Source organism: Vibrio gazogenes (assembly GCF_023920225.1).
GTDB lineage: Bacteria > Pseudomonadota > Gammaproteobacteria > Enterobacterales > Vibrionaceae > Vibrio > Vibrio gazogenes.
In genome coordinates, this window is sequence record NZ_CP092587.1 from 2,563,902 (window position 1) to 2,581,028 (window position 17,127).

The 17,127-nt window shown below is 45.0% G+C and carries 13 protein-coding genes; all 13 read right to left on the reverse strand.

Annotated elements, in window-relative coordinates; all coding sequences use genetic code 11:
• Positions 1 to 242: 242 nt before the first annotated feature.
• Positions 243 to 1,631 (reverse strand): tRNA lysidine(34) synthetase TilS, encoded by a 1,389-nt coding sequence (gene tilS / locus MKS89_RS11455; RefSeq protein ID WP_077316512.1) that lies wholly within the window; start codon positions 1,629 to 1,631, stop codon positions 243 to 245.
• 181 nt (positions 1,632 to 1,812) lie between these two features.
• Positions 1,813 to 2,772, reverse strand: coding sequence for an acetyl-CoA carboxylase carboxyl transferase subunit alpha (accA, locus tag MKS89_RS11460; protein WP_072956296.1), 960 nt, complete (start codon positions 2,770 to 2,772; stop codon positions 1,813 to 1,815).
• A gap of 44 nt (positions 2,773 to 2,816) precedes the next feature.
• Positions 2,817 to 6,296, reverse strand: coding sequence for a DNA polymerase III subunit alpha (gene dnaE, locus MKS89_RS11465; protein WP_072956294.1), 3,480 nt, complete (start codon positions 6,294 to 6,296; stop codon positions 2,817 to 2,819).
• Positions 6,297 to 6,377: 81 nt separating this feature from the next.
• Positions 6,378 to 6,992 carry a ribonuclease HII gene (rnhB, locus tag MKS89_RS11470; protein WP_072956291.1) on the reverse strand — a complete coding sequence of 205 codons (615 nt, stop codon included), beginning with the start codon at positions 6,990 to 6,992 and terminating at the stop codon, positions 6,378 to 6,380.
• Positions 6,993 to 8,144 carry a lipid-A-disaccharide synthase gene (gene lpxB / locus MKS89_RS11475; protein WP_072956289.1) on the reverse strand — a complete coding sequence of 384 codons (1,152 nt, stop codon included), beginning with the start codon at positions 8,142 to 8,144 and terminating at the stop codon, positions 6,993 to 6,995. It abuts the gene before it with no gap.
• A 92-nt stretch (positions 8,145 to 8,236) separates the two neighbouring features.
• Positions 8,237 to 9,025, reverse strand: coding sequence for an acyl-ACP--UDP-N-acetylglucosamine O-acyltransferase (lpxA, locus tag MKS89_RS11480; protein ID WP_072956286.1), 789 nt, complete (start codon positions 9,023 to 9,025; stop codon positions 8,237 to 8,239).
• Position 9,026: 1 nt separating this feature from the next.
• Positions 9,027 to 9,458 (reverse strand): 3-hydroxyacyl-ACP dehydratase FabZ, encoded by a 432-nt coding sequence (gene fabZ, locus MKS89_RS11485; RefSeq protein ID WP_205409182.1) that lies wholly within the window; start codon positions 9,456 to 9,458, stop codon positions 9,027 to 9,029.
• Between the two features lie 149 nt (positions 9,459 to 9,607).
• Positions 9,608 to 10,639, reverse strand: coding sequence for a UDP-3-O-(3-hydroxymyristoyl)glucosamine N-acyltransferase (gene lpxD, locus MKS89_RS11490; protein WP_072956474.1), 1,032 nt, complete (start codon positions 10,637 to 10,639; stop codon positions 9,608 to 9,610).
• Positions 10,640 to 10,646: 7 nt separating this feature from the next.
• Positions 10,647 to 11,156: an OmpH/Skp family outer membrane protein gene (locus MKS89_RS11495; RefSeq protein ID WP_072956471.1), complete on the reverse strand. Its 510-nt coding sequence runs from the start codon at positions 11,154 to 11,156 to the stop codon at positions 10,647 to 10,649.
• Between the two features lie 16 nt (positions 11,157 to 11,172).
• Positions 11,173 to 13,593, reverse strand: a complete 2,421-nt coding sequence (gene bamA / locus MKS89_RS11500; RefSeq protein ID WP_072956280.1) for an outer membrane protein assembly factor BamA — start codon at positions 13,591 to 13,593, stop codon at positions 11,173 to 11,175.
• A 51-nt stretch (positions 13,594 to 13,644) separates the two neighbouring features.
• Positions 13,645 to 15,003: a sigma E protease regulator RseP gene (gene rseP / locus MKS89_RS11505; protein ID WP_072956277.1), complete on the reverse strand. Its 1,359-nt coding sequence runs from the start codon at positions 15,001 to 15,003 to the stop codon at positions 13,645 to 13,647.
• The gene (gene ispC, locus MKS89_RS11510; RefSeq protein WP_072956469.1) at positions 15,000 to 16,211 is read right to left on the reverse strand and encodes a 1-deoxy-D-xylulose-5-phosphate reductoisomerase; all 1,212 of its coding nucleotides are present in this window, start codon (positions 16,209 to 16,211) and stop codon (positions 15,000 to 15,002) included. Before ispC ends, rseP begins: the two co-directional genes overlap by 4 nt.
• A 67-nt stretch (positions 16,212 to 16,278) precedes the next feature.
• Complete coding sequence (locus MKS89_RS11515; protein ID WP_072956274.1) at positions 16,279 to 17,121, reverse strand: phosphatidate cytidylyltransferase; 843 nt, start codon at positions 17,119 to 17,121, stop codon at positions 16,279 to 16,281.
• Positions 17,122 to 17,127: the final 6 nt, after the last annotated feature.

Sequence of the window (17,127 nt, forward strand, 5' to 3'; positions counted from 1 at the left end):
TCAATTACCAGAAGAAAACATTCAACAATCCCTCAACTGATAAGCAATCATCGCGCCAGTATGAAACGAATAGATTAATCATATACTCTTGACATCATCCTCGCCCTGCACCTGAGATTCGATTCATCCGAATCAACCTCAAACTAGCACAATCAGGGACCTGTGCAATACCATCAAATCGCATGACCTCATCAATGACACATCTTCCGGTCACTCTGGTTTTGGCAGTGATGTGACAGTGTTTACGTGTCAGTGCTCCAAATCAGCTCATAGTCTGAACCAGAAAAGTGCTCATCAACAAACAAACCCGCCACGGCTACCACCTGTTGCCCGCTGATTAAAATCGGCATTCTTCGCCGTCGCCAACTCGGAATTCGGTATTCTTGAAACAGTTTCTTCAATTTGTGTCGCCCCTTTCGCCCAACGGGAGATGCGACCAGCCCTTCAGGATTAAAGCTCACCCAAAGCGGCGTAGACAGACAACGTTTATCCAGCCCGAATTCAACTGGTTTCTCCGTCGTGCGCTCAGTCAATAGAGTGCTTTCGGTTAAGGTTAAGGTTAAGGTTAAGGTTAAGGTTAATAAAGTACCATCGGTTAATGTTAGTGTGCCCAGCCCGTCAGGAAGTTCAACCGGATGATTAAATTTTATCTGACATTGCCAATCCCTGATATCCGCATAAACAGGAACATAATGGAGATAACCGTCAAAGCGACGCACTTCATGATTGCCGATACGACAACACGGATTGGCATCTGATTTAGCCAGCAACACCTGATGACAGATCTGTTCCAACTGCACCCGACTCGGCATCTGATGTTCAAACTGATGGAACCACATCCGTAATATCTGTGCCCGCACCGCGTCTCCACAATCTAATAAGCAACGGACCGACAAACGATTGTCCGGCTGCAGCGCGGCTTGAAAGCGCTCTTGGAGTAACTCATCCAGTAAGGCTTCTTGACTGGCACATAGCTCGGCACTGCGTTGTACTGCTTGCGGGAAATGAGGCCAGCGCGCCACCAACAAGGGCATCACCTCATGGCGAATAAAATTCCGGTCAAAGCGAATATCCTGATTACTCTCATCTTCAACCCAGCTTAATTGATGCGTATTGGCATACGCCTCAATCTCTGCTCTGGAGCAATGCAATAACGGACGAATTAACCGTCCTTGATGAAATGGCATTGATGCCGCCATCCCCGATAAGCCTTTCGGGCCACTTCCTCGCTTGAGAGCCAACAGAAACGTTTCCAGTTGATCATCACGATGTTGTCCGGTCAGCAGCAGATCACCTTTGTCGATATAACGCTCTAATGCCTGATATCTTGCTTGACGAGCCGCCGCTTCCAAACCTTTACCTTGAGTATCGAACTGAATATATGCCACCTGAAAAGGCAATGCTTCTTCTGTACACCACTGCCGGCAACGTTCAACCCACTGGTCAGCAGACGAGCTCAGTCCGTGATGGACATGCACCGCCATTGCCGGACATTGATTGTCCCGCACATAACGAGCCAACAGGTGGAGCAAGACACGCGAATCAATACCACCACTCAATGCCAGAACACATCGAGCCTGTGGTGATTGAATATGGGTGGTCATAAACCGAGAAAAATCGTGATAAAGCATCAAAATCGCATTTCAAAAAATCGCTGGAGGATGTCAGTGTACCTTGGGCCTTTGCTGGTGAAAACCTGAATTGACCTCAAGATAACGACGAGTAAACAAAAGGGAGATCCAATTCGGATCTCCCTTTCAATCGTAATCAAATATTCGGTACAACAAAGCGCATTCGTACCATCAATTGAGCTTAACAATAACCGTAATTCATGAGTCGCTGATAGCGGCGATCTAATAAAACATCCTGCTCAAATTGACCCAGTTCCTGAAGCTGTCGTTGCAACGTCTCTTTCATTCGTTGTGCAATTTGCTGGGGATTGCTATGCGCCCCACCCAAAGGTTCTTCGATAACCTCATCAATCAGTCCCAGCTCTTTTAATCGTGGTGCAGTGAGTCCCATAGCTTCAGCCGCTTGAGGCGCTTTATCTGAATCACGCCACAAAATAGAAGCACAGCCTTCAGGAGAGATAACCGCATAAGTTGAATACTGCAACATGTTGACATAATCACCAACACCGATAGCTAAAGCGCCACCGGAGCCCCCTTCACCAACCACATTACAAATAACCGGCACTTTTAAACTGGACATCACTTTCAGATTGGTCGCGATCGCTTCTGATTGCCCGCGCTCTTCAGCACCGACACCGGGATAAGCACCAGCCGTATCGATAAACGTAATAATCGGCAGGTTAAAACGCTCCGCCATTTTCATCAAACGCAGCGATTTACGATAACCTTCAGGTTTTGGCATTCCAAAGTTACGCTTCACCTTCTCTCGGGTTTCACGGCCTTTCTGATGACCAATCACCATCACAGGTTGACCATCCAGACGCGCCATGCCACCAACAATTGCTTTATCGTCAGCATAAGCACGATCACCGGCCAGTTCATCAAAATCAGTAAAGACATGTTTGATGTAGTCCAAAGTATACGGACGCTGAGGGTGGCGAGCTAATTGAGCAACTTGCCACGCACCTAAATCATTAAAGATTTTTTTCTTCAGCTCGATGCTTTTATTTTCTAGCTGTTCAATCTCTTTATCGAGATCGACTGAGGTACTCCCACCATGACGAGAGACATCTCGCAACGCTTCAATTTTCGCTTCAAGTTCTGCAATTGGTTTTTCAAATTCTAGAAAATTCAGGCTCATCTACCGATCCTTTTTGACTCAGCTTTCTTTATTTTCAGCTGAATTTAGTTAAATTCGAGTTCAACTTGGCCGGGGCCAAGCAGTTGTTTCAGTTCATCCAGCAATGTATCGTTCGGCGTCACTCGCCATTCTGTACCCAAGGTCAATTTCGCTCTGGCATCAACCCGTTGATAATAAATATGTATCGGTACACTGCCGGAACGGTGAGGTTCCAGAATACGGCTGAAACGCTCAAAAAATGGTTCATCAATCTGTGTTTGAGTGATTGATAAAGACAGACTCTTTGCATATTTTTCTCGTGATGAATCTAAATCCATCACTTCGCGGACGGTCATTTTAAGCCCACCATTGAAGTCATCAAAGCTGACCTGTCCATTTAGGACCAGAATTTTATCTTTTTCCAGCAATTCTGCATACTGTTCCAGCGCATCAGAGAACAACATCGCTTCTAACCGACCGGAACGATCATCCAATGTTAATATCCCGATTCGCGAGCCTCGCTTCGTCGTCATCACCCGTGCGGCAATCACCAATCCCGCCACTTTTAATGATTGATCGCGTCGCGTTGGCGTCACATCCTTTAATCGACAATCAGTATAATGAGTGAGTTCCTTCAGATACGCATTGACAGGGTGTCCGGTCAAATACAGTCCTAACGTATCTCTTTCACCTTCAAGCCAGACTTTTTCCGGCCATGGTGTCACTTGGGTATACCGTTGTTCTACCGCTTCCGGTGCATCGGTCAATACACCAAACATATCTGTTTGGCCAAATGATTCAGCCTGACGATGCTGGCTGGCCGCTTTGACCGCATCATCCAGAGAGGCCATCATTGCGGCGCGATGTGGTCCAAGACGATCAAGCGCACCGGCATAGATCAGTTTCTCAATAACACGCTTATTCACCCGTTTGAGATCTACACGTGCACAGAAATCAAACAAATCTTTAAAATGTCCGTCAGCGTTACGGGCTTCGAGAATAGCATCAATCGGGCCTTCACCGACACCTTTTATCGCCCCGATACCGTACACGATAGCGCCCTGATCATCGACATTAAACCGATAAAGCCCCGAATTAATATCTGGTGGTAGCACCGCTAGGTTCATACGAATACATTCATCGACCAAACCGACCACTTTTTCGGTATTGTCCATATCCGCAGTCATCACTGCAGCCATAAACTCCGCCGGATAGTGCGTTTTCAACCATAACGTCTGATATGATACAAGAGCATACGCTGCTGAATGCGACTTGTTAAACCCATAACCGGCAAATTTCTCTACCAAGTCAAAGATTTTCATCGCAAGTTCGCCATCAATACCGTTATTGATCGCACCTTGCTCGAATACCGCCCGCTGCTTCGCCATTTCCTCCGGCTTCTTTTTCCCCATTGCGCGGCGCAACATATCTGCACCACCCAGAGTATAGCCAGCCAGGACCTGAGCGATTTGCATGACCTGTTCCTGATAAAGAATGATGCCATACGTTGGCTCAAGAATTTCTTTGAGCGATTCGTGCTGCCATTTTTCATCAGGATAAGAGAGCGGTTCACGCCCATGCTTCCGGTCAATAAAGTTATCAACCATTCCTGACTGCAAAGGACCGGGACGGAACAGCGCCACCAATGCGATAATATCTTCGAAACAGTCCGGCTGAAGTCGTTTAATCAGATCTTTCATCCCGCGTGATTCGAGCTGGAACACCGCGGTTGTTTCTGAGTTTTGCAGATTCCGAAATGATTGGGGGTCAACAAGCGGAATCGCTTCGATACGAACCGGTGGCTCTCCTCGTTTTTCTAACCGTGGATTGATCAGACCAAGCGCCCAGTCGATAATCGTCAGTGTACGCAGCCCCAAAAAGTCAAACTTCACCAGCCCCGCAGTCTCGACATCATTTTTATCGAACTGAGTCACCGGATAGTGACCTTCCGGATCACAATAAATAGGGGAAAAATCGGTAATCGTGGTCGGTGAGATCACTACCCCACCCGCATGCTTACCCGCATTTCGGGTACATCCTTCCAGAATGCGACACTTGTCGATCAGCTCTTTGACTTCTTCATCGACATCATAGAGTTCTTGCAGCGCCGGCTCAGCTTTAAACGCTTTTTCCAGAGTCATCCCCGGATCGGGCGGCACCAGTTTGGAAATTCGGTCCACGAATCCAAATGGATGTCCTAAAACCCGTCCCACATCACGAATAACCGCTTTTGCAGCCATGGTACCGAAAGTAATGATCTGAGAAACGGCATCTCTTCCGTACATCTCAGCAACGTGTTCGATCACCCGGTCACGTTTATCCATACAGAAATCGACATCAAAGTCGGGCATCGAGACCCGTTCCGGGTTAAGAAAACGTTCGAAAAGCAGGTCATATTCCAGCGGATCCAAATCGGTAATTTTCAGAGCATAAGCCACCAAAGAACCGGCACCAGACCCCCGACCGGGTCCCACCGGAATATCATTATCTTTCGACCATTGGATAAACTCCATGACGATCAAGAAATAACCGGGGAAGCCCATTTGGTTGATCACATCAAGTTCAATCTGCAAACGCTCATCATAGGCAGGTCGTTGCTGCTCTCTAACTTGTGGATCAGGAAAGAGGAATTCGAGTCGTTTTTCCAGCCCTTCCTGTGACTTTTTCACTAAAAAGTCATCAATATTCATCCCTTCCGTGGGGAAGTTCGGTAAGAAATACTCGCCTAACCGTACCGTCACATTACAGCGTTTAGCGATTTCAACGGTATTTTCCAGTGCTTCGGGGATGTCTTTGAACAGCTCACACATCTCATCTTCGCTACGAAGATATTGCTGTTCACTATAATGTTTGGGTCTGCGAGGATCTTCGAGCGTATAGCCATCATGAATCGCTACTCGAATTTCATGCGCATCAAATAGATCCCGACTTAAAAAGACAACTTCATTGGTCGCCACAACCGGTAAGTCATATTGTTCTGCCAGTTCGATGGCAAAATGCAGGTAGGTTTCTTCGTCAAGACGCCCAGTTCGGAGCAATTCAAGATAAAAACGGTCGGGGAAATGAGTCTGATAAAAATCGACATACTGCTCAACCAGTTTCTGGTTGCCTTTGAGTAAAGCCTGTCCGATATCACCATTTTTACCACCAGACAGAACGATTAAACCTTCCGAATGTTCAGCCAACCATTCCTGATCGATCACTGGCTGATGCTGAATATGCCCACGAAGATAGGCTTGTGAGATGAGCCACGTCAGATTCTTGTAGCCAGTATTATTTGCTGCCAACAACGTCAGACGAGTCAGATCATCACCGAATGCTTGCGAACGGACTGAAAAATCAGCACCGATAATCGGCTTCACGCCAGAATTATGGGCCGTACTGTAAAATTTCACTAACCCGCATAGGTTGGTAAAATCGGTTAACGCCATCGCCGGCATTCCCATCTCTGCAACCTTCTTGACTAAAGGAGGCACTTTCGACAGCCCATCAATCATAGAAAAATCACTATGAATTCTGAGATGGATAAATTTAGGGTCAGACATGTTGATAAATATCCTGTTCAGACACGGTAAAAAACCACCGTATCCGTCTGTAAAAACGCGATAACCAAATATTGTACGTGATTATCTATCTAAGTCCAAAATACGTCGTACAGGCTTGAAACTTCTGCGATGCACATCAATCACCCCATAACGTTCAATCGCTTCCAGATGCGCTTTGGTGGGGTAGCCTTTATGCTGTGCAAATCCATAGTTTGGATATTGCTGATCTAACAGAATCATTTCCTGATCCCGGGTGACTTTCGCCAAAATCGAAGCGGCACTAATTTCAGCCACTCGCAGATCGCCTTTGACAATAGCCGCTGCCGGAACAGATAAGGACGGAATCCGATTACCATCGACCAAAACAAATTCAGCCGCAACCGGCAGCGCACGAACAGCTCGCTGCATTGCGACCATCGTTGCCTGTAAAATATTTATCTGATCGATTTCTTGTGCAGAGCAACGCCCAATCGCCCACGCAACTGCTTTTTCCTGAATTTCAGGAAAGAGTGCCAATCGTTTCTTTTCAGATAATTTCTTCGAGTCGGTTAAACCCGAGATCGGTCGGGCCGGATCTAAAATAACTGCGGCTGTCACGACATCGCCAACGAGCGGCCCACGACCAACTTCATCCACACCGGCAAAACGCTGATAACCGAGCGGGTATTCAAAAGGAGGGAATTCGACGTTAGCCATTTACAATCGCTCTATCAAGTTTAAAACTGAGTTAGCTGCCTGTTTGTCTGCATCTTTGCGGATTAACTGGTGAATTTCTGTGAACTTACGCTGCATCAAAGAATTATCACCATCAAATAAAACACAGACTTCTCGGTATAAATTCTCCACCGTACATTCATCCAACAATAATTCTTTCACGATCTCTTCATCGGCAAGGATATTCGGCAACGAGACATATTTGGTTTTGACCAAACGCTTCGCTAAGAAATTCGTCACCGCATTAAATCGATAACCGACGACCATAGGACGATTCACCAGCATACATTCTAACGCGACGGTCCCGGAAGCAAGCAGCACAGCATCCGCAGCAGTAATGACGGTTCTCGCCGTACCGTTCACCAGCACAAAATCTAATTCAGGGGCAATTTCCTGCCACACCGCTTCAAATTGTTCACGTCGTTTATCGTTCACCAATGCCACAACAAATCCTAAATCGGGATAGCGCTGACGAAGTTTCCGACAAGTTTCAATAAAAGGGCGACATAGCATTTTCAGTTCGCTGCCCCGACTACCGGGCAGTACGGCTAACCAACGTTTTTCAGGATCCAGCCCCAATGTTGCCCGAGCTTCGTTTTTATCCGAAGCCAGAGGAATCGCATCCGCTAATGTATGGCCGATAAATTCACACGGTACGTTAAACCTATCATAGAAAGCTTTCTCAAACGGAAGAAATGCCAAGACCAAATTTGTTGCCTGAGCAATTTTATAAATACGCTTTTGGCGCCATGCCCAAACAGAAGGACTCACATAATGAACGGTGGTAATACCGGCATCTTTCAAATTACGCTCCAGACGCAAATTGAAATCCGGTGCATCAATCCCGATAAAAACGTCAAGGTCAGCGTCTTTAAAGTAACGAACAAGGTGTGATTTAATCTTAAAAAGACGAGGCAGCCGTCCTAAGACCTCGGCTAATCCCATGACGGCAAGTTCTTCCATATCAAATAGAGATTCACAACCTAATGCTTTCATTTTCGGGCCAGCAATCCCCACAAAATGAGCATCAGGATACTGTTCTCGAATCGCTTTGATCAGTCCTTCACCCAGCGTATCGCCTGATAACTCACCGACCACGATACCAACCTTGAGCGGCTTACTTTTATCCAACATTATCGACTTTGAATCCCTAATAGACTGTATTGATGAACCAATAAAAAAAGATCGCTCAATTCAAAGCGATCTTTTTGCTAATTGTGTACCAATCAACGGATAATACCGCGTACAGACTGAACCAGAAAATCCAGAAAGACCTGAACAGCGGGACTTAATTGTGCTTCTTTTGCAATTTCCGTTTTTGCTTCATCCAGCTTGAGACCGCTGCGGTACAATAATTTATATGCACGGCGAATTGCATGAATATCAGATTTTTCAAATCCGCGGCGTTTCAAACCTTCAATATTAACACCGAATGGAGAACAGTGGTTTCCCTGAGCTGTAACATAAGGCGGCACATCCTGAACAACAATTGAACCACCACCCAACATTACATGTTCACCAATATGGCAAAACTGGTGAATCGCACACATCCCGCCCACAATCGCGTAATCACCAACTTTTACATGTCCGGCAAGTGTTGCATTATTAGCAAAAATACACCGATCACCAACGATACAATCGTGTGCCACATGCGCATTGATCATGAACAGATTATCACTTCCGACTTGCGTGATCCCCTGATCCTGTACAGTTCCCCGGTGCATTGTGACACTCTCACGAATCGTGTTGCGATCACCAATCACCAGTTGTGTTTCTTCACCTTTGTATTTTAAATCCTGGCAATCTTCACCTATTGAAGCGAACTGAAAAATACGATTATCCTGACCGATTTTCGTCGTGCCTTTGACAACGACATGGGACAGTAACTCGGTTCCATCACCGATTTCCACATTGCCTTCGACATAACAAAATGGACCGATTTTTACATTCGCACCGATCAGAGCACCATCTTCAATGACTGCTGTAGGGTGTATCTGAGCTGTTTCATGAATCATACTAAAACTCTCTGCGAGCACATTTTAGCTCCGCCGAACAAACGACTTCACCATCAACTTTTGCCACTCCGGTGAATAGTGCAATTCCCCGACGATCTTTCAGGAACTCCACTTCAACGATTAATTGATCTCCCGGAGTAACCGGTTTGCGAAACTTCGCATTATCAATACTAGCAAAATAATAAAGCTCATTCTCTTTAGGCGCACCAAAACTTTTAAATGCAAGTAAGCCGGTCGCCTGAGCCATCGCTTCAAGAATCATGACTCCCGGAAACACCGGTAATTGAGGAAAATGTCCGGTGAACTGAGGCTCATTGAATGAAACATTTTTCAAGCCGACTAAATATTTCCCTTCCTCATAATCCATCACGCGATCAATCAGCAAAAATGGGTAACGATGTGGAAGGAGTGTCTGAATCTCAGTGATATTCATCGTCTTATTTTCAGTAGTCAAAGTCATATTCCTATATAAATCAATAAAAACTAAAATGGGTATTGCCAACAAAAAAGGCTCACACGATGCGAGCCTTTCTCTATATCCTTCCCCGCTCAATCAAATTCGGCTCAGGATACATCGCAGAATTAAGATTCCACTTGTTGCTCCAACTGTTGTTCAACGGCTTTCAACCGTTTATGCATATCTTCAATCCGAAGAACCCGGGCTGTCGTTTTACGCCACTCTTTATTCGGTTGAAGAGGAATCCCTGAAGAATAGACACCTTTCTCAGGCAGACTCCGCATGACCATCGCCATGCCGGTAATCGTGACACCGTCTGCAATCTCAATATGCCCATTGATAACTGAAGCACCACCAACGACACAATATTTTCCTATCGTTGTACTTCCGGCAATAATCGTACCACCAGCCATTGCCGTACCATATCCGATGTGCACGTTATGTGCGATCTGCATCTGATTATCAAGGATAACATTTCCTTCAATAACCGTATCATCGAGTGTTCCCCGATCAATTGTCGTAGACGCACCGATTTCAACACGATCACCAATTCTGACGGTCCCCAACTGAGGAATTTTAATCCATTCCCCTTTTTCGTTGGCATAACCAAAACCATCAGAACCGATAACGGAACCCGATTGAATCAGACAATCAGAGCCGATCACCACCCGATGATAAATACTAACATTCGCCCATAGACGGGTATTGTTACCAATCTCTGCATATTGCCCAATAAAACAGCCGGCACCAATAACAACATTATCACCCAAAACGACACCGGATTCGATGACGGAATTGGCGCCAATCGAGACATTACTTCCCAGAACAACATCTTCAGCAATGACAGCAGATGCAGCAATACCTGATGCAGGTGGCGGTGTGGTATCCAAAGCTTGGGCCACTTTTGCAAAAGCAACATATGGATCACTCACGACCAATACATTCTTTGGGCATTGCGACTGATGAGAAGCCTTGACCATGATTACCGATGCCTGACAGCCACCTAAATGCTGTGCATATTTCGGATTCGATAAGAAAGTAATATCACCCTCTTTTGCGGTATTCATCGGGGCGACGGCCTCCACCGTAACGGTTGGGTCGCCAATTATTTCACCATTGGTGATATCTGCCAGCTCGGCTAATGTCAGTTTTACCATCATATAATTATTTCAACGCTTTAATAACCTTGTCTGATAGATCATATTCGGGTTTACCATATTGCATAACCTGAGTATCAATGACCATATCAAAATCTTCTTTCTTAGCAATTTTTTCTACCGCATCATGAATGATTTTCAGTAGTTTGCCCTTTTCTTCTGCTTCTCTCTTAGAAGAGGCTTGTTCTAATGCTTGCGATTTAATTTTAAACTTACTATCAAGCTGTCCAATTTCGATGCGAAGTTTCTCGACATCACTTTCACTCATTAATGAACTGTCTCTTTTTAGTTTTTCAACTTTCTTTTTGGCTTCATTCCGAATGCTTTGTAACTCAGCAGCTTTATCCTGAAACTCCTGCTTCATTTTTTGCAGAACAACCTCTCTTTGAGGAAGCTGTTGGAACACTTTGGCAGTGTTGATATAGCCAATTTTCTGCGCAGCTTCGGCTGCCAGACTAAAACATGACATGCTCAAAACAGCTAAACCAACACTGATCGCTTTGATATGATTCCTCACCATTAATATCCTCATTTTAGAAAGTTTTACCTATCGTGAAGGAGAAGAATTCTTCATCATCTCCTTCATATTTCTTAATCGGCTTAGCAATTGCAAACACAAGTGGCCCCATTGGAGACATCCACTGCAATGCAGCCCCATACGACGAGCGGTACTTCGTCGGATCAGAATAATCATAATAGTATGCGTTACCATAATCTGAACCACGATCATGATAATTAAATTCAGTATCCCAAACACTCGCCATATCATAGAAAACGCTGGTCCGTACCTGATTCTGAGCCTCTTCTGACACAAACGGTGTCGGCACAATCAACTCGGCACTGGCTTGCATCATCGCATTACCACCAACCGATTTATCCGTTGCTGTTAATGTACCGTTGTTGCTATCGGCAAAGCTTTTAAAGACAGCTCTTGGGCCAGCCGAGTTTGAACTAAATCCTCGCAAAGTGGAGAATCCACCAGCATAAAAGTTCTCATAAAATGGGTAAAGGTTATCATTATCACCACTTTTCCCATAACCATTTCCGTAACCCAGTCTTCCTCTGAGCAGCAAGGTAAAATCGTGCTGTTTCGTCAGTGGGAAGTATTGTCTGACATTATATTGAGCCTTGAAATACTGAGTATCAGACCCCGGAACCGTGATCTTATAAGAAGCACGTTGATAATTTCCTTCCGTCGGGAAATAACCTTTATCGAGGTTGTTGCGTGTCCAAGTAAAATCGAGATCAAAATCGTCAGTCACAAAATTAACAGTTGACCCCGTATTTGCATCGATTCCCTGAGACATCAAGAACTTTTCAATCTGTAAATAAGGAGACAGATTGCCAATCATGTTATGTGTATATCCGATACCAAACGCAAAACGGTTAAGTTCATCGTAAGGGAATCCCCATGTCAGACTGGTGCCATAGCTCTCATTGGTATAATCAACAATCCCGGCTTCCGACGCTTCAAATTCATTATAGAAAATCTTGCCTCCTAAGCTAACGCCATCCAAATTCCAATAAGGATCGTTATAGCTCAAAGTGACATTCTTCTGATAATCATTAATTGTCGTTGTAATACCAACGCTGTTTCCGGTTCCCAGGAAGTTTTCTTGTTGTAGTCCGACCTGAAAACTCATACCTGATTCGGTACCATAACCGATACCGAAATTGACACTACCTGAATTGGCTTCTTTGACGTTATAGACCAGATCGACCTGATCATCACTGCCGGGCACCCGAACGGTCTGTACATCAACCGTTTCAAAAAATCCCAGACGATTCAAACGTGTTTTACCGGCATCAATCGATTTAGAGTTCAGCCAACTACCTTCCATCTGACGCATTTCACGGCGAAGTACTTCATCTTTAGTGACGGTATTACCGACAAAACGAATGTCTCGAACATAAATCCGCTTTCCGGGAGATACTTGAACCACAAGAGAGACTTCTTGCTTGTCATCATCAAATTCAGGGATGGTTCGTACCGTCGGATAAGCATAGCCCGATTCACCAAGGATTTTCTTGATACTGCTTTCCATGGCTGTCACAGAAGAGCCTTTGTAGATATCTCCTTTTTCAAAAGGTACCAGCGTCTCGAACTCTTTTTCTTTGCCGATAAGGTTACCTCTAAAGGATACCTTTTTCACGGTATAAGGTCGGCCTTCATTTAAGTTCAGGGTAATATAAACACCCTTCTTATCAGGAGAGATTGAAACTTGAGTCGAATCAACCTGAAATTTCAGATACCCGCGATCAAGATAAAACGACTTGAGTTTTTCCAAATCACCAGCAAGGATTTGCTTTTGATATTTATCTGAAGATAAGAAATTCCACCATGAGACATCGGCATTCAGATCAAATCGTGCCAGTAACTCTTCATCACTGAACACATGATTACCAATAAAATTGATCTGCTGAATTTTGGCTGAAACACCTTCGGTAAACACAAATTTGAGGTCAGCCCGGTTACGCGGCAACGGTGTGACAACCGCCTTTACTGTGGCATTGTATTTTCCGACACTATAGTAGAAATCTTCCAGACCTTTTTCGATGTTACTCAGCGCAGTCCGATCAAGCGCTTCGCCAACCCGCACACCTGATGCTTTCAGGTTTTCGGTCAACTGTTCATCTTTAATGGCTTTGTTACCGGAGAAAGAGACACTAGAAATTGTTGGTCGCTCTTTGACTTCAACAACTAGCGTTCCCTTATCCCGAAAGACCCGAATATTTTCGAAGTTACCGGATGAATAGAGTGCCTTAATTAAATCGGCAATGTCCTGAGAGCCAACCGTGTCTCCGACACGAATAGGCATTTTCAATAATGCAGCACCAAGCGTAACACGTTGCAATCCATCAACTTGAATGTCCTGAACAACAAACCGCTCGGCACCGTAAACAGACATACTGCTGACAAGCACTGTTGTCAGGATAAGCTTTTTTATCGCCATCGTTATTCTAATTATTCCTTTGTACAACCATGCCCAATCAATGCAGATTCATCACAGGCGTGTAAAATCATTAAACATGGCGATTGCCATGAGTGAAAAAATAATTGCGCCACCGATTCGGTACCCAATCTCTTGTACCTTTTCCGGAACAGGATGTCTGGTAATCGCCTCAATTGCAAAAAACATCAGATGTCCTCCATCCAACATCGGAAGCGGCACTAAATTGATGATTCCTAGGTTAATGCTAATTAATGCCAAAAATCCTAAGAAATAAACCAATCCATATTCTGCTGTTGTTCCTGCCCCTTTCGCGATAGAAATCGGCCCACTTAAATTATTCAGTCCGACATCACCAACCAACAGTTTTTTCAACATGCTGAGGGTCAGATTAATCACTTGCCCCGTTTTTTCAACGGCCTTCGGAACAGCCTCAAAAACACCGTACTGTAAATTATAGCGATAATTTTCCGGCCACTGCCCCACTGTCGGAGAGATTCCTGCAAAACCGATGGTTCGCCCATCAGATAATGTTTTAGCGTTCGGAATCATTGTGATATCAAGATACTGTCCATCTCTTAATACCGACAGTTCCAGAGGCTTATTCGGACTGCTTTGTACCGACTGAACCAACTGTTGCCACGAAGACACGTCTTTACCATCGATAGTGACAATCCTATCACCTTTTGTTAATCCGGCGACAGCGCCTGCACCTTCGTCAATCACCTGTTCCAAAACCGTTGAGACCTTCGGTGAATATGGCTTAAAACCAAGAGCCTTCATTGGAGACTCTTTTTCTGGATCAAAGTTCCATGTTGACAGGTCGAGATGCAAAATTTCTTGGTGACCGATAGCATCAGGTTCACGAACCGTGAGGGTCATCTGCGCATCACCAATATGAGAAATGAGAGCCATATTGACCGATTCCCAATTCCCTGTTTCAACGCCAGACACCGACTGAATTTCCATACCGGAACGTAATCCGGCATCCGCAACAATCGATGTCGGGGCGACTTCACCGACGACCGGTTTTACCGCAGGAATACCGATACAATAAACGGCCCAATAGGCGAAAACAGCAAACAGAAAATTAAAGACTGGTCCGGCGGCAACAATTGCGGTCCGTCTCCATAAATTTTTCCGGTCAAAAGCCAGATGTTGCAAGTGTTCAGGAACATCAGCCACCCGACTATCGAGCATCTTCACATATCCCCCTAACGGGATCACTGAAATGCTATATTCAGTTCCATCTTTGGCGATCCGACGCCAAATCGAGCGTCCAAACCCAATTGAAAATTTCTCGACCTTGACCCCGCAGCGCCGTGCAACCCAGAAATGACCAAATTCATGAACGGCAACCAGTATGCCTAATGCCAGAATGAATGAAATGAGGTTCCACAGAATACTGTTCATAACGAATACTCTTTGACTAATTGCTGTGCCGATTGTCGCGCTATCTTATCGATCTCCAGTAAAGATTCCAAATTCATGACAGAAGATGCGCTTGCTGTTGCACATACCTTCGACAAAACGCGCTCATTAATCACAGCAATATCTGTAAAACGAATCCCACGATTTAAAAATGCATCAACAGCAATTTCATTCGCGGCATTCAGCGACGTCGTCGCGTGTTGCCCCTCGTAACAAGCATCAATCGCCAACTGTAAACAAGGATAGCGCGCCATATCAGCCTGCATGAACGTCAGCTCACTCAACTGAGAAAAATCCAATGGCGCAACGCCCGACGAAAGCCGCTGTTCAGGATACCCCAGCACATGAGCAATCGGTGTTGCCATGTCTGGCTCTCCCATCTGAGCAATCACACTCCCATCACGATACTGAACCATAGAATGAATCACAGACTGAGGATGAATCAGAACTTTAAGCTGATCGCGCGAAGTATTAAACAACCATTTCGCTTCGATATACTCAAGCCCTTTATTCATCATTGTGGCTGAATCAACAGAAATTTTAGGCCCCATAGACCAATTAGGATGAGCGATGGCCTGTTCTGGCGTAACATCAGAAAGAGTATGGATCGGGGTATAACGAAATGGCCCGCCAGAACCGGTTAACAAGAGATGAGAGATGCCACTTTCGGCCAGATTGCACCGTCCTAAAACTTGTTGGCAATTCGAAGGAAGTGATTGAAAAATAGCATTGTGTTCACTGTCAACAGGAAGCAACTGAGCTCCGTACTCTTCGACAGCATTGATAAATAACTGACCGGACATCACTAAGGCTTCTTTATTTGCCAGTAACACCCGTTTTCCAGCTTTAATAGCAGACATTGTCGGTAGCAATCCGGCAGCACCAACAATCGCAGACATCACTGTATCGACCTCATTAAGCGCCGCAACGTCACACATTGCCTGTATACCGGACAAGACCTCCGTCTTCACGGCATCGGTCTGTAAACGCAACCGCAGTTGATGAGCGGCCTGCTCTGATGCCATCACAGCATATTGTGGTTGCCAACGACAGCACAGTTGATACATTTTCTCAACATCACTGCCGGCAACTAAAGCGACGACAGAGAATCGTTCGGGATTTTCTTCCATGACCCGAAGCGTACTGGCACCAATGGAGCCTGTAGCGCCTAAAATAGTTAATTTACGCATAAAAGAAATCGTATCACTCTTTTGGGACATCATTGCAAAATCCGAACAGCACCAGCGACCAACTCAACTACACCTGAAAGTACAGGAATGCAAATACAGGAAATGCGGCAGTCAAACTATCAATGCGATCTAAAATACCACCATGCCCGGGAATAATATGACTACTGTCTTTGATTCCTGCGACACGCTTAAACATACTCTCGACCAAGTCACCGAGTACAGAGAAAATAACTGTCAATAGAATTGTCACTAACATCATACTCGTACTTGAAAAGTGCAATTCAAACCATTCCACCAATCCAAAAGCAACGAGACATGCAGCCACAACCCCACCAATTAAACCTTCGATGGTTTTATTCGGGCTCACTTCTGGTGCCATTTTATGCTTGCCAAAAAATCGGCCAGAAAAATAAGCAGCACTATCTGCCACCCAAACAATCAGACAAACAAAAAGAACCAGCTTTGCACCGTGGTACGGGTCAACGGATAATCCTTCCGTTCTTAACAATAAAACACTCCAGAAGAATGGAATGAGTGTGAGTAACCCAAATAGATGTTTGAGTCCTTTCGAATGCTCCCAAAGTGGTCGGGATTTTGGATAAGAAACAGCAAGATAGCTTGCGATAAACCACCACAGAAAGCCACTCCATAACAGAGCTTGGTAAGGCAGCGGGAGAGCATGATTCATCGAAAAGTTTTCAGGCAAACACCACAAACTAAAACCACCGATAAAAACGGCTGGCAGCAGCGAAATAAGACGAGCATCTAAACTAATAAATTGTGTCCATTCCCAAAAACCAAGCAACGCTAACAGAGCCAATGCAGCGATGAAAATACTCAACGGTAATTTAAAAATCCCTAATATAACTAGGGGAGCCAACACCAAGGCGGTAATAATTCTCAGCTTCAAATCCTG